The sequence below is a fragment of the Falsarthrobacter nasiphocae genome (assembly GCF_031456275.1).
Taxonomy (GTDB): domain Bacteria; phylum Actinomycetota; class Actinomycetes; order Actinomycetales; family Micrococcaceae; genus Falsarthrobacter; species Falsarthrobacter nasiphocae.
The window spans coordinates 347,572-368,479 of record NZ_JAVDUI010000001.1 but is presented as its reverse complement, the minus strand read 5'-3'; the positions used below and the strand labels follow the sequence as shown (position 1 = coordinate 368,479).

The following is a 20,908-nucleotide window of genomic DNA, read 5'->3' as shown; positions in this document are numbered from 1 at the left end:
TGACGCGCGAGAGACGGAGCTACTCCGCAGGGAGCTCGCGCTGCTCGGGGCCGACGTACTCGGAGAGCGGGCGGATGAGCGAGTTGCTCGCGCGCTGCTCCATGATGTGCGCGGTCCAGCCCATGATGCGCGCTGCGATGAAGAGCGGCGTGAACATCTCGGTGTCGAAGCCCATGAGGTGATACGTGGGGCCGGCGGGGTAGTCGAGGTTCGGCTTGATGCCCTTGGCCTCGGCCATCGCCTCCTCCAGCCCGTCGTAGAGCCCCAGCATCTCGGGGCGGTTGTAGTGCTCGATCATCCTGTCGAGCGCCGCCTTCATCGTCGGCACGCGGGAGTCCCCGTTCTTGTAGACGCGGTGCCCGAAGCCCATGACCTTCTTCTTCTGGGCGAGCGCGTCCTCCATCCACGCCTTGGCGCGGGCCGCCGCGTCCTCGCGGGACTCGTCCGCGCGGATGCCGATCTCGTTGAACGTGTGCATGACGGCCTCGTTGGCGCCGCCGTGCAGCGGCCCCTTGAGAGCGCCGATGGCCCCCGTCACGGCCGAGTGCAGGTCCGAGAGCGTGGACGTGATGACGCGCGCCGTGAACGTCGAGGCGTTGAACGAGTGCTCCGCGTAGAGGACCATCGAGACGCGGAAGGCGTCCACGACCTCCGGCGGCTGCTCCTCGCCGAACGTCATCCACAGGACGTTCTCCGCGTAGTCGAGGTCCTCGCGGGGCTCCACGAGGTCCTGGCCGCGGCGGCGCCGCTGGTCATAGGCGAGGACGGCCGGGAACGCCGCGAAGAGGGCCTGGGCCTTCTCCAGCTCAGCCTCGGGGGAGGAGTCCTCCGCCTTCGGGTGGTTGGCGCCCATGACGGACACGGCCGTGCGGCCGACATCCATGGGGTGGCAGTCCACGGGCAGGAGGTCGATGGCGCGGCGCACGTTCTCGTCCAGCGCCCGGTGCGCCCGCTCGAAGGCGACGAAGCGCGCCAGCTCGTCGTCGTCCGGGAGCTCACCGGTCCACAGGAGCAGGGCGACCTCCTCGACCGAGCGGTGCGCGGCGAGGTCCTGCACGGGGTAGCCGCGGTACAGGAGCGAGTTGGTCTCGGGGTTGACCTTGGAGATGGCCGTGACGTCGACGACGACGCCCGCGAGCCCCTTCTTGATGTCCGTCATGATCCGGCCTTTCTAGTCGTGGAGCGTGCGTGCATTGCTGGCGATATCGAGGCTCGGGACCTCGAAGTTGAAGATGCCCGTGTCCCACTGGTTGTACGCCTCGTAGTCCACGAGCTCGTACAGGCGGGCCCGCGTGAGCATCTCGGGAACGGACGCCTCTTGGGTGCCATTGTCGCGGATGTCCTCAAGGACGCGCTCTGCCGCTCCCATCGCCGAGCGCAGGAGCGTCACGGGGTAGATGACGACGGCGACTCCGGCCGCGGCGAGCTGATCCCGGGTGAACAGCTCGGACTTGCCGAACTCGGTCATGTTGGCCAAGACCGGTACGTCGACCGCCGTGCAGACGGCCTCGAACTCCTCGAGGGAGCGCAGCGCCTCGGGGAAGATCGCGTCCGCGCCGGCGTCGACGAGGGCCTTGGCGCGGTCGATCGCCGCGGCCAGCCCCTCGACGGCCCGGAGGTCCGTGCGGGCCATGATGAGGAAGTTCTCGTCGATCCGGGCCTCCGCCGCCGCGCGGATCCGCTTCGTGGCGGTCTCGAGGTCCACCATGTTCTTGCCGTCCAGGTGGCCGCAGCGCTTCGGGTTGAACTGGTCCTCGATGTGGCAGCCGGAGAGCCCTGCGTGCTCGAGTTCCTGGATGGTGCGGGCCACGTTCATCGGCTCGCCGAAGCCCGTGTCCGCGTCCACGAGCGCTGGGAGGTTGGTCATGCGGGCGATCTGCCCCGCTCGCGCCGCGACCTCCGTCAGCGTGGTCAGGCCGACGTCCGGCAGGCCAAGGTCATTGGCGAGGACCGCGCCGGAGACATACACGCCGTCAAAGCCCTTCTCCTCAATGAGCTTGGCGGAGAGCGGGTTGAAGGCACCCGGCATCTGGGCGGCAGCCCCCGGCACGAGGGCCTTCCGCAGGGCGACTCGTTTGGCGGCGGGGGTCATGGTTGACGTGAGCATCTGCGTTGACCTTCCTTCCGCGGCCTAGAAGAGGCCCTTGGGGGCGGCCGCGAGGTCGATGACCCCCGGGGCCGCCGTGATGTTGAGCTGGTCCAGCTCGCCCGCGCCGAGCGAGGACAGCCGCTGGGCGGCGTCGAGGAAGCGCTCGATCTCCGCCTCCTCCACGAGCCCCTCAGCCAGCGTGCGGAACTTGGCGATGTACTGCTCGCGGGCGAAGGGGCGCGCGCCGAGCGGGTGGGCGTCGGCCACGGCGATCGAGTCCTCGATGGTCCGGCCGTCCGTCGTCGTGATCTTGACGCTTCCGCCGAACGCCTTCTCGCTGATGTCGAGCGAGTGGTAGCGGCGCGTCCACTCCGGGTCCTCGCTCGTGGTGACCTTGTGCCAGAGGGCCACGGTGTCCGGGCGCTGGGCGCGCTCGGGGGCGTAGGAGTCCACGTGGTGCCACGCGCCGTCCTGCAGGGCCACGGTGAAGATGTACATGATCGAGTGGTCGAGCGTCTCGCGGGAGGCGGTGGGGTCGTACTTCTGCGGGTCGTTGGCGCCGGAGCCGATGACGTAGTGCGTGTGGTGGCTCGTGGCGATCTCGATCCGCTCGACGTTCGCGGGGTCGGCCAGCTCGGGGTGCTCGTTGTGGAGACGGCGGGCGAGGTCGATCCACGCCTGCGCCTGGTACTCCGCGGAGTGCTCCTTCGTGTACGTGTCGAGGATGGCCCGCTTGGGCTCGCCCTTGCCCGGCAGCGGGACCTCGTAGGAGGCGTCCTTGCCGTCGAGGAGCCACGCGATGACTCCGTCCTCGCCCTCGTAGATCGGCACGGGGGACGTCTGGCCCCGCATGGCGCGGTCCACGGCCTCGACCGCCATCTTGCCGGCGAAGGCGGGGGCGTGCGCCTTCCACGTCGAGATCTCGCCCTTGCGGGACTGGCGCGTGGCCGTGGTCGTGTGGAGCGCCTGGCCGACGGCCTGGAAGATCGTCTCCTCGTCGAGGCCGAGCAGCGTGCCGATGCCCGCGGCGGCCGAGGGCCCCAGGTGCGCGACGTGGTCAATCTTGTGCTTGTGCAGGCTGATGCCCTTGACGAGGTCGACCTGGATCTCGTAGCCCGTGGCAATGGCCCGGATGAGGTCCGCGCCGGAGGACTCCTTGTGTTGAGCCACGGCGAGGATCGGGGGGATGTTGTCGCCCGGGTGCGAGTACTCGGCGGCGAGGAAGGTGTCGTGGTAGTCCAGCTCGCGCACCGCCACGCCGTTGGCCCAGGCGGCCCACTCGGGGGAGACCTTCTCCGTGATGCCGAAGACGCTCGCCCCGGCCCCGGACTGCCCGCAGGCGGCCCCGGAGCGGTGGCTCAGGGCCTGCGCCCGCGCGGAGACGATGGGCCCGCGGTTGAGCGACGCGACGGCCACAGAGGCGTTGTCGATGATCCGGTTGATGATCATCTCCTCGACCTCGGGCTCAACGGGCACCTGGTCCGCCGCGACGGCCGCGATCTTGGCGGCCAGCTGCTCCTCGCGCGGCGTGTTCTCCTCGGAGCGGTGGACTCGAACGGTGTGCGTGACGGTCATGGTTCGCCTTTCAGACGGTGGCTGGTATGACAGAGGACGGTGTTGGACGGGTTGTTGCCTCGGAGCGGGGCGCGGAAGACTCCGGGGGATCGAGGTGCGCGAGAGCGCTGACGATGGCCCGCCGCGCCGCCTCCAGGTGAACGCGGGTCGCGGCGGACGCCAGATCAGGGTCCCCCGAGGCGATGGCCCGGGCGATGGCCGCGTGCTCGGTGGCAGAGGCGCGCAGGCGGCCGGGGCTCTCCCGGGTGGCCCGCCGCAGCCGCGCCAGATTCGCCTTGAGGGGCACATGGGCGCGGCGCAGGTAGGGGTTGTCGGCGGCCTCGTCGACGAGATCGTCCAGCCGTGTCACGAGGACGTAATACGTCTCCACGCTCTCGTCATCCGGGTCCGCCTCCAGCCGGATGGCCGCGTCCTCAAGGTCCACGGTCAGGCGCTCGAAGCGCACGGGGTCGGCCCGCCGCGCCGCCAGCGCGGCGCTCGCGGTGTCCAGGGCGGCCCTCGCCTCAAAGAGCGCGTCAACGTGATCTGCGGAGACATGGGTGACGACGACGCCACGGCCGCCGTGCGGTTCCACGAGCCCGTCAGCTTGAAGCTGCTTCAGGGCCTCGCGGAGCGGGGTGCGGGAGACGCCGAGGCGCTCGGCCTGCTCGACCTCGCCCAAGACGCGGCCGGGCTCAAGCCGCCACTCGACGATGTCCCGCCGCAGCTCGGTGTAGGCCAGATCACTCGCTCGCATGCCACTACTGTATACACAGATCCGGCGACGCGTGCCGCGGGTGCCGAAGTCTCAGGGATTTCCCAGTTGCCGGAGCGCTTCCTGTATGCAGACGTGGCCGGGTCCCTCCACGCGGGCTAGCGCGGTTTCAGCGTGACAACGGGGTCGCCCGGGCGGCGGGGCGCGTCGGTGTCGTGCGTCGCCACCAGCACGACGGCGGTTGCGGCCCGAGCCTCGATGGCGGCCCAGGCCCGCTTCCGCGCGGCGGCGTCGAGGCCCGTCGTCGGCTCATCCAGGACCACGAGCGGCTCGGAGCCCGCCAGTGTGCGGGCGAGGCACACGCGGCGCGTCTCGCCGCCGGAGAGGACGGAGGCGTCCCCGCCGACGAGCTCGTCCCCGCGCGGGCCACCCGCCGCCAAGGACGCGAGTCCCAGTGCGTCCAGCCCAGACGTTGCGGCTTCGGGGGGAAGCTCGCGGCCGAAATCCACGTTCGCTGCAGCGGGGGACTCAAGGAGGCGGGACTCCTGCGGCAAGTACGCGATGGGCGCGGCTGGGCCGGCGACCGCCGCGCCAGGTGTCCCGGCGGCCCCAGGCCTGCCGGCGCCCGTCGTCAGGTCAGACGCGCCAACCGCGTCAGCTGCGTCCCGTCCCGGCACGTGGATCGTCAGAGTCGCCCCGCCCGAGGAGCGGAGGCCGATGAGCTGCTCCAGGAGCGTCGTCTTGCCGGAGCCGCTCGGGCCCGTGACCCAGATCGGCCGGCCCGCCGTGAGCCTCGCGCCCTCGGACAGCCCGGGGAGACCAAGCCCAGACACGGCGATCTCGGGGGTGCTGCGTCGGACATCTCCGGCTGCCGGAGAGGCGGGGGATTCCCCGGCGGGCGGGGTGAGTGTCGGCTCGGTTGAGCGGGTGGGTTCGGGGTCCGCCTGGGCGCGGGTCACGGTGGTGAGGCCCGTGGATCCCTCCGGCGCCCCGGCCCGCAGAACCCTCGTGGACTCCTCGTGCTTGGCGACGGCCGCGGCGAGCGTGGACATGGCGAACCCCACGGACTGCAGCGGGTTCACGGCCGCGAGCGTAACACCGGCCAGGCTGACGATGGACCCGAGCGACTCCGGCCCCGTCCCCGTCGAGGCCAGGTGCAACCCCAGCACCGCCGCCACGATGGCCGCCACGAGCCCCGTCTGCGTGAGCACGAGGTTCCGCGTGGCACGGTACGACGCGATGCCCAGCTCCTCCACGGGCAGGCGCGAGGTGCGGTACCGCGCCGCGAGGAACGGCGCCGACCCGAACAGCCGTGCCTCCCTCCACATCCCGGCCGCGTTGGATAGCCCGCCGAAATTCGTCAGGCACGCGCCGAAGAACTCCGACTGCCGCTTCTGATGCACCGCGGCGAGCGGCGAACTCACCCACAGGTACGCCACGATCCCGAGTCCATAGACGACGACGGCGCCCGGCCCGGCCACCGCCGCGATGGCGCACGCGCCGGCCACGACTCGCACCGTGGAGGGGGCAACGCTGAGGGCCATGCTGCTCAGGGCGTCGCGGAGGCAGCCGCCGAGCGCGTCGATGGCGTACGAGACCTCGGACGTCTCCCTCCGGGCGCGGGCCTCCGGGTGGCTGGCTAGGGAGGAAGTGAGCCCGTCGGCCATCCACTCGCTCTGGACGGACTGCTCGATGCGCCCGTAGAGGGCATGCGTTAGGTAGCTGCCGGCCGAGGCGAGGAAGACCGCCCCCACGTAGGCCGCCACGGCGACGACGGCCCCGTCCTGGCTCGTCAAGGCCCGCTGGAGCCCGAGGCCCAGGATGAGCGGGGCCGCGATGGCGCTCGCGTTCTCCAGGGCGATGGCGAGGAGGATGACCGCCAACCGCCCCGGGCTCGTCCGTCCCGCGGCTCGCAGCGCGCCCCACCCGAACCGAATGCTCGACAACCACGTCACGGGTCACCTCCACGCAGAACTCAGATGGAGGTCACCATATCTTGCACGATTGGTGAGTGTCAATCACTCGAGTCGGTGTATCGCTACGCCGAGGTCAGCGCCGCCCGCGTGGCCTCGGCGATGGCCTGCTCCTCGTCCGTCGGGACCACGAGGACGGGGATGGCGGACTCGGGCGTGGAGATGACGCGGACGTCGTCGCTGCGGACGGCGTTGGCGGCGTCGTCGAGCACGATGCCCAGGGCGCCCAAGCGGTCTACGGTCGCCTTGCGGAAGAACGCGGAGTTCTCGCCGATGCCGGCCGTGAAGGCGATGGCCTTCGCGCCGCCGACGACCACGTGGTACGAGCCGATGTACTGCGCCAAACGGTAGGACGCAATCTCGGCGGCCATCTGCGCGGCCTCGTCGCCGGACTCGGAGCGGGCCTGGATCTCGCGCATGTCGTTGGTCCCGGCGAGGGCGGTCAGGCCGGACTGCTTGTTGAGCACGCGGTCCAGGTCCTCGGCGGAACTGATGCCCGGCACCTGCCGGAGGGCGGCGAGGAGAACGGACGGGTCGACGTCGCCCGTGCGCGTGCCCATGACAAGGCCCGCGAGGGGGGTGTAGCCCATGGAGGTGTCGATGGACTCGCCGCCCTTGACGGCCGTGACGGACGCGCCGTTGCCGACGTGGGCCACCACACCGTCGAAGTCAGCAAGGTCCATACCCAGGAACTCGGCGGTCTGGCGTGCCACAAACTCATGGCTCGTGCCGTGGAAGCCGTACCGGCGCATGCCATAGAGCGTGTACCACTCGTTGGGGACGGCGTAGCGCCAGGCGTGCTCGGGGATGGTGCGGTGGTAGGCCGTGTCGAACACCGCGACCTGCGGCATGTGCGGCCACTTCTCCGTGATGGCGCGGATGCCGAGCGCCGCCGCCGGGTTGTGCAGCGGCGCGAGGGTGGAGAGGCGCTCGATGGCCCGGATGATCTCGTTGTCAATGACGACCGGCTCCGCGAAGCGCTCGCCGCCGTGAACGACCCGGTGACCCACCGCGTCGATCTCCCGGCCTCCGAGCTCATCCTCGAGGCGCTCGGAGATGAGGTCCAGTCCGGCTGCGTGGTCCGGCAGGCCGCCGGTGCCGATGGACTCGATGAGGCCCTTCGCGAGGACCTCCTGGGTGTCCGTGTCCCGCACCTGGTACTTGATGGAGGAGGAGCCGGAGTTGACGACGAGTACAAGCATGGTGGTGGTCCTTTCGAGGAGGCCGGCGGGCGGGCCGGCCCAGGCGAGATCCTGGGGCGGGGCGGGCGGCCCGGAGGGGATGGCCCGCGTCAGCCCTGGGCCTGGATGGCGGTGATGGCCACGGTGTTGACGATGTCGTCCACGGTGCAGCCGCGCGAGAGGTCATTGACCGGCTTGCGCAGGCCCTGGAGGACGGGGCCGACGGCGACCGCACCCGCGGACTGCTGGACCGCCTTGTAGGTGTTGTTGCCAGTGTTGAGGTCGGGGAAGACGAAGACGGTGGCCTGGCCCGCCACGGGGGAGCCGGGCAGCTTGGAGGCCGCGATGGACTGGTCCACCGCTGCGTCGTACTGGATGGGCCCCTCGGCGACGATCTCGGGGTGCTTCTCCTTGAGCAGCGCGGTGGCCTCGCGGACGCGGTCCACGTCCTCGCCGCTGCCCGAGCCGCCGGTGGAGTAGGAGAGCATGGCGACCTTGGGGTCCACGCCGAACTGCGCGGCGGTCTCCGCGGAGGCGGCCGCGATGTCCGCGAGCTGGGCTGCGTCCGGGTTGGGGTTGACGGCGCAGTCGCCGTACACGAGCACCCGGTCCTCGAGGAGCATGAAGAACACGGAGGAGACGATCTGCACGCCCTCCTTGGTCTTGACGAACTCGAGCGCGGGCCGGATGGTGTTGGCCGTGGTGTGAGCCGCGCCGGAGACCATGCCGTCCACGTGGCCGAGCTGCACCATCATCGTCCCGAAGTACGAGCCGTCGAGCATGCGCTCCATGGCCTGGGCGTGGTCCACGCCCTTGTGGGCGCGCAGCCGCGCATACTCGGCCGCGTACTCCTCGCGCAGCGGGGACGTGGCCGGGTCGATCAGGCGGACGCCGGGCTCGTCGTCGGAGTCCGTGAAGACGAGGTCGATGCCCTCGGACTGGGCGAGCTCGCGGACGCGCTCGGCCGGGCCGAGGATCGTGAGGTCGCAGAAGTCCCGGCGGACGATCATTTCGGCTGCCCGGAGCACGCGGGCGTCCTCGCCCTCCGGGAGGACCACGCGGCGCCGGTCGCTGCGGGCCTTCTCGATGAGCTCGTGGAGGAAGCGCAGCGGCGTCCGCCGGACGGGCCGGGGGAGCTCGAGACGGCCGAGGAGCTCCTTCTCGTCGATCCGGTTGGACCACAGGCCCATGGCGGCGGCGATCTTCCGCGGCTCGCCGGCCCGCAGCGCGCCCTGGACGGAGCCGACGGCCTGCGCGGCGGTGAACGTGTCCGTCTTGGTCCGCAGCACGGGGAACGGGGCCGTGGCGATGAGCGCCTGCGTGGCCGCGTTCGTCTCCATCCCGCCGGAGAGGAGGAGGCCGGACGGGACGGGGAACGTGGGGGAGAGGGCGGAGGCGAGCGTGGCCATGACGACGTCGGAGCGGTCCGCGGGGGCGATGACGAAGTCTCCGTCGCCCATCTGGGCGAGGAAGTTCCCGACGGTCATCGCGGCGACCTTGACCGCCTGGACGTCGCGGTCCAGGGACACGGCGACGTCCTCGGTCTCGAGCTCGAGGGCCTCGGCGACCTCCTGGACGGTCGGCTGGGACACCGCGGGCGTCTCGGGGATGACGTAGACGTGCCCGCCGCGGCGGCCCACGGGGACCGCGCGCTCGGCTGCCTCCGCGAGCTCGGGGCTGACGCGGTTGACGATGATGGCGAGGAGGTCAGCCTTGGCGGCGTGGAGCTCGGAGCGGGTGACCTCGACGGCGTTGACGATGTCCTCGACCGAGCCCGCCATGTGCCCGCTGATGACGGCGAGGACCGAGCAGCCGAGGTTGTTGGCGATGCGCGCGTTCATGTCGAACTCGGCCGTCGCGGCGTTGTGGGCCAGCAGGTCGGTTCCGTCGACGATGATGACGTCGCACGTCCGGCTCATCTCCGAGTAGACGGAGAGGGCGACGGTGTCCAGCTCGTCGTGGTCCCCGCTGGCGAGGATCTCCCGGCAGCGGGCGAGGGACACGCCGCCGCGGGCCACGATGTTGCCCTCGCCGAACGTCTGGCGCATGAGGCGGATGGTGGGGTCCGTGTCCTCGGAGTCCGTGAGGTGGACCGGGCGGAAGTACCCGACGGTCTCGGCCCGGCGAATCAGGGAATCGGCGAGTCCGAGCGCGACGAGCGTCTTGCCAGCGCGCGGGGTCATGGCGTCGAGGAAGATGCCCTGAGTCATGTCACGTCCTTCGGGGTTCGGAAAGCGAAGTGCATCGTCTCCCAGTCTAGAAGGCCCGGGCCCGGTTCCCTCTATGACAGAGCGTTCGTCATGAGTTCTGTTCGTCACGCCCGCAGCCTGTAAGATCCCTCACAATCACTCGCGGGGTGGGCCCCACTCCGCTCGCTCTCACTACTCAAAGGCACTCATCATGAGCCACGAAACAACCCCGGGGCGCCCGGAGGACCCGTCGGTCAGCTCCGCCGCGGGCGGCGCCGGCCTCGACCGCGCTGACCAGTCCACGGCACCGGGCATCGAGCCCGGCTCCAGGGCGGACGCTGCGGCCCCGGCCCGCAAGCGGGACAAGACCCACTTCCTGTACATCGCCGTCATCGCGGCCGTCATCATCGGCGCCGTCATGGGCCTCGTGCTCCCGGAGCAGGCCAAGGCGATGAAGCCGCTCGGCACGGGCTTCATCGCGCTGATCAAGATGATCATCGCGCCGGTCATCTTCTGCACCATCGTGCTCGGCGTCGGCTCCATCGCGCGCGCCGCCACCGTGGGCCGCGTGGGCGGCGCAGCGCTCGTGTACTTCCTCGTCATGTCGACCTTCGCGCTCGCCATCGGCCTCGTGGTCGGCAATTGGATCCACCCGGGCGATGGCCTCGACGTCTCCGGCGCCCACTACACGGTCCCGGAATCGGATCAGCACGCTGAGGGCACGGTCGGCTTCATCCTGGGGATCATCCCCAAGACGCTCCTGGCCTCCCTCACGGGCGAGTCGATCCTCCAGACGCTCTTCGTGGCGCTCCTCGTCGGCTTCGCCATCCAGCAGATCGGCGCCCCCGCGCAGCCGCTGCTCGACCTCATCACGATCATCCAGCGGGTCGTCTTCCGCATCCTGACGATGATCATGTGGCTGGCCCCCATCGGCGCGTTCGGCGCGATGGCCGCGGTCGTCGGCGCGACGGGCGCGAAGGCCATCACCTCGATGCTCCTGCTCATGGTGGCGTTCTACATCACGTGCATCCTCTTCATCGTCGTCATCCTGGGCACGCTGCTCAAGGTGGTGACGGGCCTCAACGTCTTCAAGCTCATGCGCTACCTCGCCAAGGAGTACCTGCTCATCTTCTCGACGTCCTCGTCTGAGGTGGCCCTGCCCCGCCTCATCGCGAAGATGGAGCACGCGGGCGTGTCCAAGCCCGTCGTGGGCGTCGTCGTCCCCACGGGCTACTCGTTCAACCTGGACGGCACGGCGATCTACCTGACGATGGCCTCGATCTACATCTCGCACGCGCTCGGCAAGCCGATGGACTTCGGCCAGCAGATTGGCCTGCTCGTCTTCATGATCATCGCCTCCAAGGGCGCGGCCGGCGTCACGGGCGCGGGCATCGCCACCCTCGCGGGCGGCCTTCAGTCTCACCGCCCGGATTTGGTCGACGGCGTTGGGCTCATCTTGGGCATTGACCGGTTCATGTCTGAGGGGCGCGCCCTGACGAACTTCTCGGGCAACGCCGTGGCCACGCTCATCATGGGCCGCTGGGCCAAGGAGATGGACGTGGACCGGGCCCGAGCGGTGCTGGACAAGAAGATCCCCTTCGACGAGGCGACGCTGGTCCACTAGCCCGCGTCCGCTCGACCGGAGAACCGGCCCCGCCGGCCGCCCCTGCTTCCCGTGGGGCGGCCGGCGTCGTCGTTCTCTCCAGCGATCAACTCAGACTTCAACCTCTGCTTCAAGGCTCGCCGTGCGCGCCCGCCTTGTCCGGCACAATGCAAGGGAAGGGCTCTAGCCTGGAGAAGGCGTGACCGCCGTCCGCCCACGAGCGAGGCGGCCGCGCCCGGACCATCGACCAGATATTAGGAAGCGTGGAGTTTTCCGTGACGAAGCAGTCTGAGACGAAGAGCGCAGGCGACGAGCCGCAGCTGGGCCCCACGGGCAAGCCCCTGCGGGAGTTCCCGGAGCCGCCGGTCTTGGAGTCCCACGGGCCCGCGCGCGTCATCGCGATGGTCAACCAGAAGGGCGGAGTCGGCAAGACGACGTCCACGATCAACCTCGCCGCCGCGCTCGCGGAGCTGGGCCGCAAGGTCCTCCTCGTGGACTTCGACCCGCAGGGCGCGCTCTCGGCAGGCCTCGGTGCCAACCCGCACGACCTCGACGACACCGTCTACAACGTCCTCATGGACCGCAAGGTCGACATCCGCGAGACCATCCTCGAGACCGAGGTGGAGAACCTCGACCTGCTGCCCGCGAACATCGACCTCTCCGCTGCCGAAGTGCAGCTCGTCAACGAGGTGGCCCGCGAGCAGGTCCTCGAGCGCGCCCTGCGCAAGGTGTCCAACGACTACGACGTCATCCTCATCGACTGCCAGCCGTCCCTCGGCCTCCTCACGGTCAACGCGCTGACGGCCTCCCACGGCGTCATCATCCCGCTCATCCCCGAGTTCTTCGCCCTGCGCGCCGTGGCTCTCCTCGTGGAGACCATCGAGAAGGTGCAGGACCGCCTCAACCCGGACCTGCAGATCGACGGCGTCCTCGCCACGATGTACGACCCCCGCACGCTCCACGCCCGCGAGGTCATGGGCCGGCTCGTCGAGGCGTTCGGCGACAAGGTCTTCGAGACGCCCATCAAGCGCTCCATCAAGTTCGCTGACGCCACCGTGGCGGCCGAGCCGATCACGAGCTTCGCCGGAAACCACCCCGGCGCGGACGCCTACCGCAACCTCGCCAAGGAGCTCATCGAGCGCGGCGGCGCGCCGTAGACGTGAGCCCCCAGGACACCGCAGAACCCGCCGGGACGGCCGAGGCCCCCGGCGGGTTCGCCGTGTCCCTGGACAACTTCGAGGGCCCGTTCGACGTCCTCCTCAACCTCATCGCCCGCAAGGAGATGGACGTGACGCGCGTGGCGCTCGCGGAGGTCACGGACGAGTTCCTCGCCTACACGTTCCGCCTCGCGGAGTCCGGGGTCGATGACCCGCGCACGGAGGAGCAGCGGCTGGACGAGCGGACGGGCTTCCTCGTCGTCGCCGCCACCCTCCTCGACCTCAAGGCCGCGCGCCTGCTCCCGAGCGGGGAGGTGGAGTCCCGCGAGGACATCGAGGCACTCGAGGCCCGCGACCTCCTCTTCGCCAAGCTCCTCCAGTACCAGGCGTTCAAGCGCGCCGCCGCGGACGTGGGGCGGCGCCTCGCCGAGGAGCGCGTCCACGTGCCCCGGGACGTGCGGCGCGGCGAGGGCTTCGAGGACCTCGCGCCCCGCCTCGAGTTCTCCATGACGCCCGAGGCGCTCGCGGAGATCGCCCGGGCCGCCTTCGGCCAGGCCAAGCCGCCCGTGCCGCTTGAGGTCGGCACGGGCCACCTCCACACGTCCCGGGTGACGGTGGCGGAGGAGTGCGAGACCATCGCGGCCCGCCTCGCCGAGTCCGGCACCCTGACCTTCGCGGAGCTCATCGCGGACGCTGACTCCCGCCTCGTCCTCGTGGTCCGCTTCCTCGCGCTCCTGGAGCTCTACCGGCGCAACCTCCTCCTCCTGGAGCAGGAGGGGGAGACGGTCCTCGCGCGGTGGACGGGGGAGGCGCTCGCGGATGACGACGACGCCGGGGCCGTTCTCGCCGAGGTAGACGACTACGAGGGGACCGAAGCATGAGTGACAGCCAGGAATCGCTAGAGGCGGGCCTGTCCGAGGGGCTGCTCGCGGCCGTGGAGGCGGTGCTCATGGTCGCGGATGGCCCCGTGTCCGCCGCCGAGCTGGCCCGCGCGCTGGACGAGGACGAGTCCACGGCCGAGGCCGCCATCGCCGCCCTCCAAGCAGAGTACGCGGGAGGTGCGGGCGCGAGGCCGCGCGGCTTCGAGATCCGGCGCAGCGGCGGCGGGTGGCGGGTCTACGCGAGGCCGGAGCACCGCGAGGTCGTGGAGCGGTTCGTCCTCTCCGGCCAGCGCGTGCGCCTGAGCCAGGCGGCGCTCGAGACCCTCGCCGTCATCGCGTACCGGCAGCCCGTGGCCCGGAGCGAGGTCGCGGCGATCCGCGGCGTCAACGTGGACTCCGTGGTCAAGACCCTCCAGCACCGCGAGCTCATCGACGAGCAGGGCGTCCACCCCGCCACGGGCGCCACGCTCTACGGCACGACTCGGCTCTTCCTGGAGCGGCTCGGGATCGAGTCCCTCGAGGAGCTCCCGCAGATCTCCCCGCTGCTGCCGGGCGTGGGGGACCTGGAGGAGATCGAGACGGGCGAGCCGGAGCTGGGCGCGGTGGACGCCGCCGAGACGGTGGAAGGCGAGCGCGGCCTCTGAGAGAATAGGGGGAGACCCGTGTGCGTGACGCCGCGGGTCAGCACCAGACTTTCAACACAAGGACGCCTCATGAGCAGCTCGTCATTCAACCGCACCCCCGCCTCCGGCGGATCCCGATCCAACGGCTCCCCCTCCCGCCGCACCGGCGGCCCCGCCGGACGCTCCGGCGCAGCGCCCCGCGGAGGCGCCTCGGGCGGCAGCACGTTCGGCGGCGCCAAGGGCGGCGGTGGCAAGGGCTTCGGCGCCAAGACCGGCGGAGGCAAGACCGGGGGCGCCAAGACCGGCGGCCCCCGCGGATTCGGCCCCAAGTCCGGCGCCGCGGGCAAGCCCGGCAAGGGTGGCCCCGGAGCGAAGGGCGGACAGTTCCGCCAGGCGCCGTCGTCGGCAGGAAAGGCGTTTGCCAAGGACCGCCGTGGACGCGAGCTCAAGCCGCTCCGCCCCGAGGACCGCGCGCCCATCGAGCCGCGCGCAGCGCGCGGTGACGCCTCCTCGGAGCAGGAGGGCGTGCGCCTGCAGAAGGTCCTCGCCAACGCGGGCGTGGCCAGCCGCCGCGCGTGCGAGCAGATGATCGACGAGGGCCGGGTCGAGGTCAACGGCGAGGTCATCATCGAGCAGGGCCGCCGCGTGGACCCCGAGCGGGACGTTATCCACGTGGACGGCGAGCGCATCCAGCTCGACGCGTCCAAGACGTACATCGTCTTCAACAAGCCCAAGGGCGTCGTCTCCACGATGACGGACCCCGAGGGCCGCCCCGCCGTGAGCGACTTCGTCAAGGGCAAGCAGGAGCGCCTCTTCCACGTGGGCCGCCTCGACGCGGAGACCGAGGGCCTCCTCATCCTCACGAACGACGGCGAGCTCGCCAACCGCCTCATGCACCCGCGCTACAACATCTCCAAGACGTACCTCGTGCAGGTGCGCGGTCCGCTCGCGCCGGGCATCGGCAAGCAGATGCGGGACGGGCTCAAGCTCGAGGACGGCTGGGCGTCCGTGGACTCCTTCCGCCTCATCGACTCGCGCCCGGGCCACGTCCTCGTGGAGGTCGTCCTCCACAACGGCAAGAACCGCATTGTGCGGCGCCTGTTCGACGCCGTCGGTCACCCCGTCGAGCGCCTCCTCCGCGTGGCCGTGGGCCCCATCAGCCTCGGGGACCAGAAGCAGGGCACGGTCCGCACGCTCGGACGCCACGAGGTGGGGCACCTGCTCAGCCTCGTCGGGCTCTAAGGGGGCACGCCGTGGCTGCGTCTCTGCCGTCCGTCCTCGTTGTTGGCACCGGCCTGCTCGGTGCGTCCGTCGGGCTCAAGTGGCGGTCCCTCGGGGGAGCGGTCTACGTCCGTGACCAGAGCCCCACGGCCGCCGCGATCGCCGAGGACCTCGGCGCCGGCCGGCTGTGGAAGGACGGTTCGGACGCGCCGGACATCGTCGTCGTCGCCACGCCTCCCGAGTCCACGGCCGAGTCCATCGTGGCGGCGCTCCGGGAGTTCCCGGACGCCGTGGTGACCGACGTGGCCAGCATCAAGGGCCGCATCGGGGCGCAGGTCCGGGAGCTCGCCGCGAAGGCAGGAATCACGGCGGATCTGGGCCGCTACGTGCCGGGGCACCCCATGGCCGGCCGCGAGCGGTCGGGTCCCGTCGCCGCCCGCGCCGAGCTCTTCGAGGCCATGCCGTGGATCGTCTGCCCCTCTGGCGACGCCGACGCGACCCACGCTGTGGAGACCCTCGCGCGGCGGCTCGGGGGCACCGTGGTGACGATGACTCCCGAGGAGCACGACTCGGCCGTGGCCCTCGTCTCCCACATGCCGCAGGTGGCCGCGTCCCTCGTGGCCTCGCGGCTGACGAGCGGGCACGACTCGTCCCTGGCCCTGGCCGGGAACGGGCTGCGGGACACCACGCGGATCGCCGGGTCCGACCCGACGCTCTGGGTGCAGATCCTCGCGGGCAACGCCGCCGCCGTGCGGCCGCTGCTGGCGGAGCTCGCCTCCGACCTGCACGGGGTCCTCGAGGCGCTCGAGGACCCGGCCGCGCCGGGGGCCAGGCTCGCGCTGGCGCGTCTCCTCGACGCGGGCCAGGCCGGGCGCTCCCGCCTCCCCGGCAAGCACGGAACGAGCTCGGAGCGGTTCGCGCACGTCATGGTGCTCCTCGACGACCGCCCCGGCCAGCTCGGGAGCCTCTTCAACGTCCTCGCCGATCTCGGCGTCAACGTCGAGGACGTGCGGATGGAGCACGCGCCGGGCCGCGAGGTGGGCGCCGTGGACCTCTCCGTCCAGACCCACCTGGGCCAGAGTACCGCGGACGAGCTCGTGGCCCGCGGCATGAACGCCTACCACGTCCGGTGAGCCCCGCTCCCGGACCGCAGACACCCACCGAAGGAACCAGCATCGTGAACACCACCGATCGCCTCGTTGTCGCCGTGGACGGGCCCTCCGGCTCCGGCAAGTCCAGCGTGTCCCGGGAGGCGGCCCGCCGCCTCGGCGCCGCGTACCTCGACACGGGCGCCATGTACCGGGCCGTGACGCTCGCGTGCCTCGACGCCGGGCTGGACCTCACCGACCAGGACGCTGTGGCCGCGTTCATCCCCGGCTCCGAGGTGACGGTCTCCACGGACCCCGCCCAGCCGCAGGTGGTCCGCATCGCCGGCCGCGAGGTCACCGAGGCCATCCGGGAGCCGTTCGTCTCCGAGCGGGTCTCCGCCGTGGCCACCAACCCGCGCGCCCGGGAGATCCTCGTCGGCCTCCAGCGGGACGTCATCGCGTCCCACCGGCGGATCGTCGCCGAGGGCCGGGACATCACCACCGTGGTCGCGCCCGACGCCGATGCCCGCGTGCTCCTCACCGCGTCCGAGGAGGCTCGGCTCCGCCGGCGGGGACTCCAGCTCGGCGGCACGCAGTCCGAGGAGAGCCTCGCCGCCCAGGTCACGGGCCGGGACCGCAAGGACTCCGCCCTCGTGAACTTCACGACGGCCGCCGACGGCGTGGTCACGCTGGACTCCAGCGACCTCGACTTCGAGCAGACCATCCAGGCGCTGCTCGACATCGTGGCCGCGGCGGTGCAGGGCGAGGGCCAGGCGCCCCAGGCCCAGCCCCAAGAGGATCAGCACGAACCGGAGCAGCGCGAGCCGCGTCAGGCCCAGGCATGAGCCGGGTCCCCTACGGCGAGCGTGAGCCGCGCGAGGGGGCATGGCCGTGGGTCTCGCGCGTCGGGGCCGTCATCAACAAGGGCGTCTACCGCACGGAGACGCCGGGCGTGGCGAACATCCCCACGTCCGGCGGCGTCATCGTCGCCGCGAACCATGCGGGTCTCCTCGACGGCCCCGCGCTCTACGCGGCCCTGCCCCGCGAGGCGCACATCCTCGTCAAGAAGGAGATGTTCGAGCTGCCCGTCGTCGGCCCCTTCCTTCACTACTCGGGGCAGATTGGCATTGACCGCTCGGGGGACCGGCGGGCGCTCACCGCGGCACTGAAGCTGTTGCGCGCGGGGAAGATCGTCGGCATCCTCCCGGAGGGCACGCGGGGGACCGGATCGGTCGCGGCCATCTCCAGCGGTGTCGCCTGGCTCGCGTCGATGTCCGGGGCGCCGGTTGTCCCCGCGGCGATCCTCGGCACACGGGCGCAAGGAGCCGGGAAGAACTGGCTTCCGGCCCCGCGCAGCCGCGTCGTCGTCTCCTTTGGAGAGCCCTTCCGGCTGGAGGCGAGAAGCGGCGAGGCGGGCCGTGAGACAATGAGACGAGGCGCCGAGGACATTCGCCGGGCGCTCGCCGAGCACGTGCACGCCGAGGAGCGGCGCACGGGGCTCAGACTTCCCTCGGCCTAGGGCGGACGCCCCCGAGGACACCCCTGTGAACGTGAGGTACACCATGGCAGACCAGTCGCGCGACGAGTACGAGCCCGCAGAGGCCGACGACGTCCTGGAGCGTCTCGCCGAGATCAGCGAGGACGAGGCCGAGGCCCGCGCTCGCTCCCTCCGCGAGGGACTCGAGGACTACGACCTCGACGAGGAGGACGCGGACATCCTCGCCCGATACCTCGACGGTGACGAGGACGAAGAGGACGAGGCCCCGCTGCCCGTCCTCGCCATCGTCGGCCGCCCGAACGTCGGCAAGTCCACCCTCGTCAACCGCATCCTCGGCCGCCGCGAGGCTGTCGTCGAGGACGTCCCCGGCGTGACGCGTGACCGCGTCTCCTACCGCGCCGAGTGGATGGGCCGCGAGTTCACCATCGTGGACACCGGCGGATGGGAGCACGACGCCAAGGGCATCCACGCCTCCGTTGCCGCCCAGGCCGAGATGGCCGTGGACGTGGCGGACGCCGTGCTGCTCGTCGTGGAGGCCACCGTTGGCGCCACGGCGACGGACGAGGCCGTGGTCAAGATGCTCCGCCGCAAGAAGAAGCCCGTGGTCCTCGTGGCCAACAAGGTTGACTCCGAGCTCGTTGAGGCCGAGGCGTCCGCGCTCTGGGGCCTCGGGTTCGGCGAGCCGCACCCCGTCTCCGCGCTGCACGGGCGCGGCGCCGCGGACATGCTGGACGCCGTCATGGAGGTTCTGCCTGACGTGAGCGCGTTCGGCGGCGTGCCCGAGCGCGGGGGACCGCGCCGCGTGGCGCTCATCGGGCGCCCGAACGTGGGCAAGTCCTCCCTGCTCAACAAGACGGCCGGGGCCGAGCGCGTGGTTGTGGACGACCTCGCCGGCACGACCCGCGACCCGGTGGACGAGCTCGTGGAGCTCGGCGGACGCCAGTGGCGCTTCGTGGACACGGCCGGCATCCGCCGACGCCAGCACATGGCCCACGGCGCGGACTTCTACGCGTCGCTGCGCACGCAGACGGCGCTGGACCGCGCGGAGGTCGCCGTCGTGCTCCTCGCCGTGGACGAGGTCCTCTCCGAGCAGGATGTGCGCATCCTTCAGATGGCCATTGACTCGGGGCGCGCTCTGGTGCTCGCCTTCAACAAGTGGGATCTGCTCGACGACGAGCGCCGCCGGTACCTGGAGCGGGAGATCGAGCGGGACCTGGCCCACGTGGCGTGGGCGCCGCGCGTGAACCTGTCCGCGAAGACGGGCTGGCACAAGGACAAGCTCGTGCCCGCGCTGGACACGGCGCTCGAGGGCTGGGAGACGCGCATCTCGACGTCCCGGCTCAACGCGTTCCTCGGCGAGCTCGTGGCGGCGCACCCGCACCCCGTGCGCGGCGGCAAGCAGCCTCGTATCCTCTTCGCGACGCAGGCCAGCTCGCGGCCGCCGAAGTTTGTGCTCTTCACGTCCGGGTTCCTGGACCCGGGCTACCGCCGCTTCATCACGCGCCGCCTGCGCGAGACCTTCGGGTTCGTGGGCACGCCGATCGAGGTGTCGATGCGCGTGCGCGAGAAGCGGAAGCGCTAGGCGGCTCACTGGCGCGTTTGCCCCCGTTTTTGGCACCACGTACGCGTTTGCCCCCGTTTTTGGCATTTGCCCTCGTCATTGACGGGGGCATTTGCCATTCCCGGGGGCATCTCGCTGGCGCTGGGCCTTCTGACGGGCTTGGTCCGGACACGCGGCTCCGAAGGCGGGCATCGCTCGGACGCGTGAGCGGATGGGTCGGCTCCAAGCCCAGTTCGTCCCCGGTTCTGGCGCCACCGTCCGGTTTGCCCCCGGTTCCGGCGTTGGCCCCCTCGTCTGGCACTCCCTTACATGTTTGCCCCCGTGTCCGGTGTTTGCCCCCTGCAATATCGGTGGCGAACTCCAGAACCGGGGGCAAACGGTCCTGCGGGGGACCGGGGTCCTACGCCCCGGCGGCTCCGGCAGCGCGCGACTTGGCTCGGGCACGCGCGCCGGCCACGAGGCTCAGCGTCACGCCCAGCACGAGCCAGCCCACCAGGACGAGCCAGGCCCGGGCCATCGGCGCGTCCGGGAAGTACGCCAGATCCCGGAGCAGTGTGCCCGTGGCGCCCGGGACAAAGAACTGGCCGATCTCGCCCCACGGCTCAGGCAGGAACTCCTTCGGCGCGTTCATGGAGGAGATCGGGTTGCCGATGAACATCGTGATGAGCGCGCCGATGCCAATGCCCGGCCCGCCGACGAGCGCCTGCAGCCCCGAGATGAGCGAGGCCGTGGCACCGAGGGACAGCGCCGCCACGAGCCACTCCAGAGCGAAGTTCCCGCCCAGCACGTTGAACCACGTGTGCAGCACGAGCGTCACCGCGAGGCCCGCCAGCGCCGCGTAGATGAACACGCCCAGCAGACGCGAGCGGGTTCCGCGCAGCAGCAGGGACACGAGGATGCCGCCGATCATCCCGCCCATCGTCAGCGGCAGACCAGCCAGCGCCAGGTTGGCGCCGCGCGGATCGCCCGAGTCGAGCGGCACCACGTTCGTCACAGTGACCTTGGGCGCGGCCGCCATGTGCGTGTTCGCCCGCGAAGGCTTCAAGGGCGCCTCGATGGCCAAGATCATCAAGGAATCCGGGATGTCCGCCGGGGCCATCTACACCTACTTCGAGACCAAGGAGCAGCTGCAGATCGACGTGGCTGTGGGGATCGTGGACGCCAAGATCGGCGCCCTGGACGAGCTCTCCGCCGCGGGGGACACCTCGCCCGGCGCTGTCATCCGGCGGTTCCTCGAGGCCATGCTCAAGGACATGCCGGACCCCGGCCTCGTGGTCCAGGTCTGGGGCGAGGCGGCCGTGGAGCCCGATGTCCGTGCCATGGCCGGCCAGGTCATGGGCGCGTTGACGGAGCGGCTGGGGCGGATGGTGGCCGAGTGGCTCGTGGCGCAGCGCGGGGTTCCGGAGGCTGAGGCTCACGTGCGGGGCCAGGCTGTGGCCCCAGCCCTCCTGGGTCTGTGCCAGGGGTTCATCCTCCGCCGGGGCCTCTTGGGCGACGACGCGGCTGGCGCCTACCTCGACGCCGTGGACGCGCTGCTCGACGCGCTGTGAGATGCGGGCGCCGCGGCAGGTGAGG

Annotated in this window: 18 protein-coding genes; 10 read left to right on the top strand and 8 right to left on the bottom strand. The window is 71.1% G+C overall.

Features of this window, described 5'->3' with window-relative positions; all coding sequences use genetic code 11:
• Positions 1–19: 19 nt before the first annotated feature.
• The 7 genes from J2S35_RS01665 to pta all read right to left on the bottom strand — a co-directional run bounded on the left by J2S35_RS01665 (position 20) and on the right by pta (position 9,722).
• Positions 20–1,159, bottom strand: coding sequence for a bifunctional 2-methylcitrate synthase/citrate synthase (locus J2S35_RS01665; protein ID WP_309849119.1), 1,140 nt, complete (start codon positions 1,157–1,159; stop codon positions 20–22).
• Between the two features lie 12 nt (positions 1,160–1,171).
• On the bottom strand, positions 1,172–2,107 hold the full coding sequence (prpB, locus tag J2S35_RS01660; RefSeq protein ID WP_309849116.1) for a methylisocitrate lyase: 936 nt from the start codon (positions 2,105–2,107) through the stop codon (positions 1,172–1,174).
• A 24-nt stretch (positions 2,108–2,131) separates the two neighbouring features.
• Positions 2,132–3,664 (bottom strand): MmgE/PrpD family protein, encoded by a 1,533-nt coding sequence (locus J2S35_RS01655; RefSeq protein ID WP_309849114.1) that lies wholly within the window; start codon positions 3,662–3,664, stop codon positions 2,132–2,134.
• A gap of 10 nt (positions 3,665–3,674) precedes the next feature.
• Positions 3,675–4,400, bottom strand: a complete 726-nt coding sequence (locus J2S35_RS01650) for a GntR family transcriptional regulator (protein WP_309849111.1) — start codon at positions 4,398–4,400, stop codon at positions 3,675–3,677.
• A 116-nt stretch (positions 4,401–4,516) separates the two neighbouring features.
• Positions 4,517–6,313 carry an ATP-binding cassette domain-containing protein gene (locus J2S35_RS01645; RefSeq protein ID WP_309849109.1) on the bottom strand — a complete coding sequence of 599 codons (1,797 nt, stop codon included), beginning with the start codon at positions 6,311–6,313 and terminating at the stop codon, positions 4,517–4,519.
• Between the two features lie 83 nt (positions 6,314–6,396).
• Positions 6,397–7,533 (bottom strand): acetate/propionate family kinase, encoded by a 1,137-nt coding sequence (locus J2S35_RS01640; RefSeq protein WP_309849106.1) that lies wholly within the window; start codon positions 7,531–7,533, stop codon positions 6,397–6,399.
• Between the two features lie 89 nt (positions 7,534–7,622).
• Entirely contained in the window at positions 7,623–9,722 is a 2,100-nt protein-coding gene (gene pta, locus J2S35_RS01635) for a phosphate acetyltransferase (RefSeq protein WP_309849103.1), read from the bottom strand.
• A gap of 190 nt (positions 9,723–9,912) precedes the next feature.
• On the opposite strand from pta, the gene J2S35_RS01630 reads away from it, so the two are divergent.
• From J2S35_RS01630 to der, 9 genes are all read left to right on the top strand, one after another.
• Entirely contained in the window at positions 9,913–11,325 is a 1,413-nt protein-coding gene (locus J2S35_RS01630; protein WP_309849101.1) for a cation:dicarboxylate symporter family transporter, read from the top strand.
• A gap of 254 nt (positions 11,326–11,579) precedes the next feature.
• Positions 11,580–12,461: a ParA family protein gene (locus tag J2S35_RS01625; RefSeq protein ID WP_309849099.1), complete on the top strand. Its 882-nt coding sequence runs from the start codon at positions 11,580–11,582 to the stop codon at positions 12,459–12,461.
• Between the two features lie 2 nt (positions 12,462–12,463).
• Positions 12,464–13,342, top strand: a complete 879-nt coding sequence (locus J2S35_RS01620) for a segregation and condensation protein A (protein ID WP_309849096.1) — start codon at positions 12,464–12,466, stop codon at positions 13,340–13,342.
• Positions 13,339–13,986, top strand: coding sequence for an SMC-Scp complex subunit ScpB (gene scpB, locus J2S35_RS01615; RefSeq protein ID WP_309849093.1), 648 nt, complete (start codon positions 13,339–13,341; stop codon positions 13,984–13,986). Before J2S35_RS01620 ends, scpB begins: the two co-directional genes overlap by 4 nt.
• A gap of 69 nt (positions 13,987–14,055) precedes the next feature.
• On the top strand, positions 14,056–15,207 hold the full coding sequence (locus J2S35_RS01610) for a pseudouridine synthase (protein WP_309849090.1): 1,152 nt from the start codon (positions 14,056–14,058) through the stop codon (positions 15,205–15,207).
• Positions 15,208–15,218: 11 nt separating this feature from the next.
• On the top strand, positions 15,219–16,319 hold the full coding sequence (locus J2S35_RS01605) for a prephenate dehydrogenase (protein ID WP_309849089.1): 1,101 nt from the start codon (positions 15,219–15,221) through the stop codon (positions 16,317–16,319).
• A 41-nt stretch (positions 16,320–16,360) separates the two neighbouring features.
• Positions 16,361–17,119 (top strand): (d)CMP kinase, encoded by a 759-nt coding sequence (gene cmk / locus J2S35_RS01600; RefSeq protein ID WP_309852966.1) that lies wholly within the window; start codon positions 16,361–16,363, stop codon positions 17,117–17,119.
• A complete protein-coding gene (locus J2S35_RS01595; RefSeq protein WP_309849088.1) occupies positions 17,116–17,793 on the top strand; it encodes a lysophospholipid acyltransferase family protein in 678 nt (225 codons plus the stop codon). Before cmk ends, J2S35_RS01595 begins: the two co-directional genes overlap by 4 nt.
• 43 nt (positions 17,794–17,836) lie before the next feature.
• On the top strand, positions 17,837–19,354 hold the full coding sequence (gene der / locus J2S35_RS01590; RefSeq protein WP_309849086.1) for a ribosome biogenesis GTPase Der: 1,518 nt from the start codon (positions 17,837–17,839) through the stop codon (positions 19,352–19,354).
• Between the two features lie 379 nt (positions 19,355–19,733).
• Here der and J2S35_RS01585 read toward each other — a convergent pair whose 3' ends face one another.
• Positions 19,734–20,378, bottom strand: coding sequence for a hypothetical protein (locus J2S35_RS01585; protein ID WP_309849083.1), 645 nt, complete (start codon positions 20,376–20,378; stop codon positions 19,734–19,736).
• On the opposite strand from J2S35_RS01585, the gene J2S35_RS01580 reads away from it, so the two are divergent.
• Complete coding sequence (locus J2S35_RS01580) at positions 20,356–20,883, top strand: TetR/AcrR family transcriptional regulator (protein WP_309849082.1); 528 nt, start codon at positions 20,356–20,358, stop codon at positions 20,881–20,883. The genes J2S35_RS01585 and J2S35_RS01580 overlap by 23 nt on opposite strands.
• Positions 20,884–20,908: the final 25 nt, after the last annotated feature.

What these genes read in the sequence shown, in the direction of transcription:
- der (WP_309849086.1), top strand. Translation starts at nt 17,837, where the DNA reads ATGGCAGACCAGTCGCGCGACGAGTACGAGCCCGCAGAGGCCGACGAC.
- J2S35_RS01640 (WP_309849106.1), bottom strand. Translation starts at nt 7,533, where the DNA reads ATGCTTGTACTCGTCGTCAACTCCGGCTCCTCCTCCATCAAGTACCAG.
- J2S35_RS01650 (WP_309849111.1), bottom strand. Translation starts at nt 4,400, where the DNA reads ATGCGAGCGAGTGATCTGGCCTACACCGAGCTGCGGCGGGACATCGTC.
- J2S35_RS01610 (WP_309849090.1), top strand. Translation starts at nt 14,056, where the DNA reads ATGAGCAGCTCGTCATTCAACCGCACCCCCGCCTCCGGCGGATCCCGA.
- prpB (WP_309849116.1), bottom strand. Translation starts at nt 2,107, where the DNA reads ATGCTCACGTCAACCATGACCCCCGCCGCCAAACGAGTCGCCCTGCGG.
- J2S35_RS01595 (WP_309849088.1), top strand. Translation starts at nt 17,116, where the DNA reads ATGAGCCGGGTCCCCTACGGCGAGCGTGAGCCGCGCGAGGGGGCATGG.
- scpB (WP_309849093.1), top strand. Translation starts at nt 13,339, where the DNA reads ATGAGTGACAGCCAGGAATCGCTAGAGGCGGGCCTGTCCGAGGGGCTG.
- J2S35_RS01630 (WP_309849101.1), top strand. Translation starts at nt 9,913, where the DNA reads ATGAGCCACGAAACAACCCCGGGGCGCCCGGAGGACCCGTCGGTCAGC.
- pta (WP_309849103.1), bottom strand. Translation starts at nt 9,722, where the DNA reads ATGACTCAGGGCATCTTCCTCGACGCCATGACCCCGCGCGCTGGCAAG.
- J2S35_RS01655 (WP_309849114.1), bottom strand. Translation starts at nt 3,664, where the DNA reads ATGACCGTCACGCACACCGTTCGAGTCCACCGCTCCGAGGAGAACACG.
- J2S35_RS01665 (WP_309849119.1), bottom strand. Translation starts at nt 1,159, where the DNA reads ATGACGGACATCAAGAAGGGGCTCGCGGGCGTCGTCGTCGACGTCACG.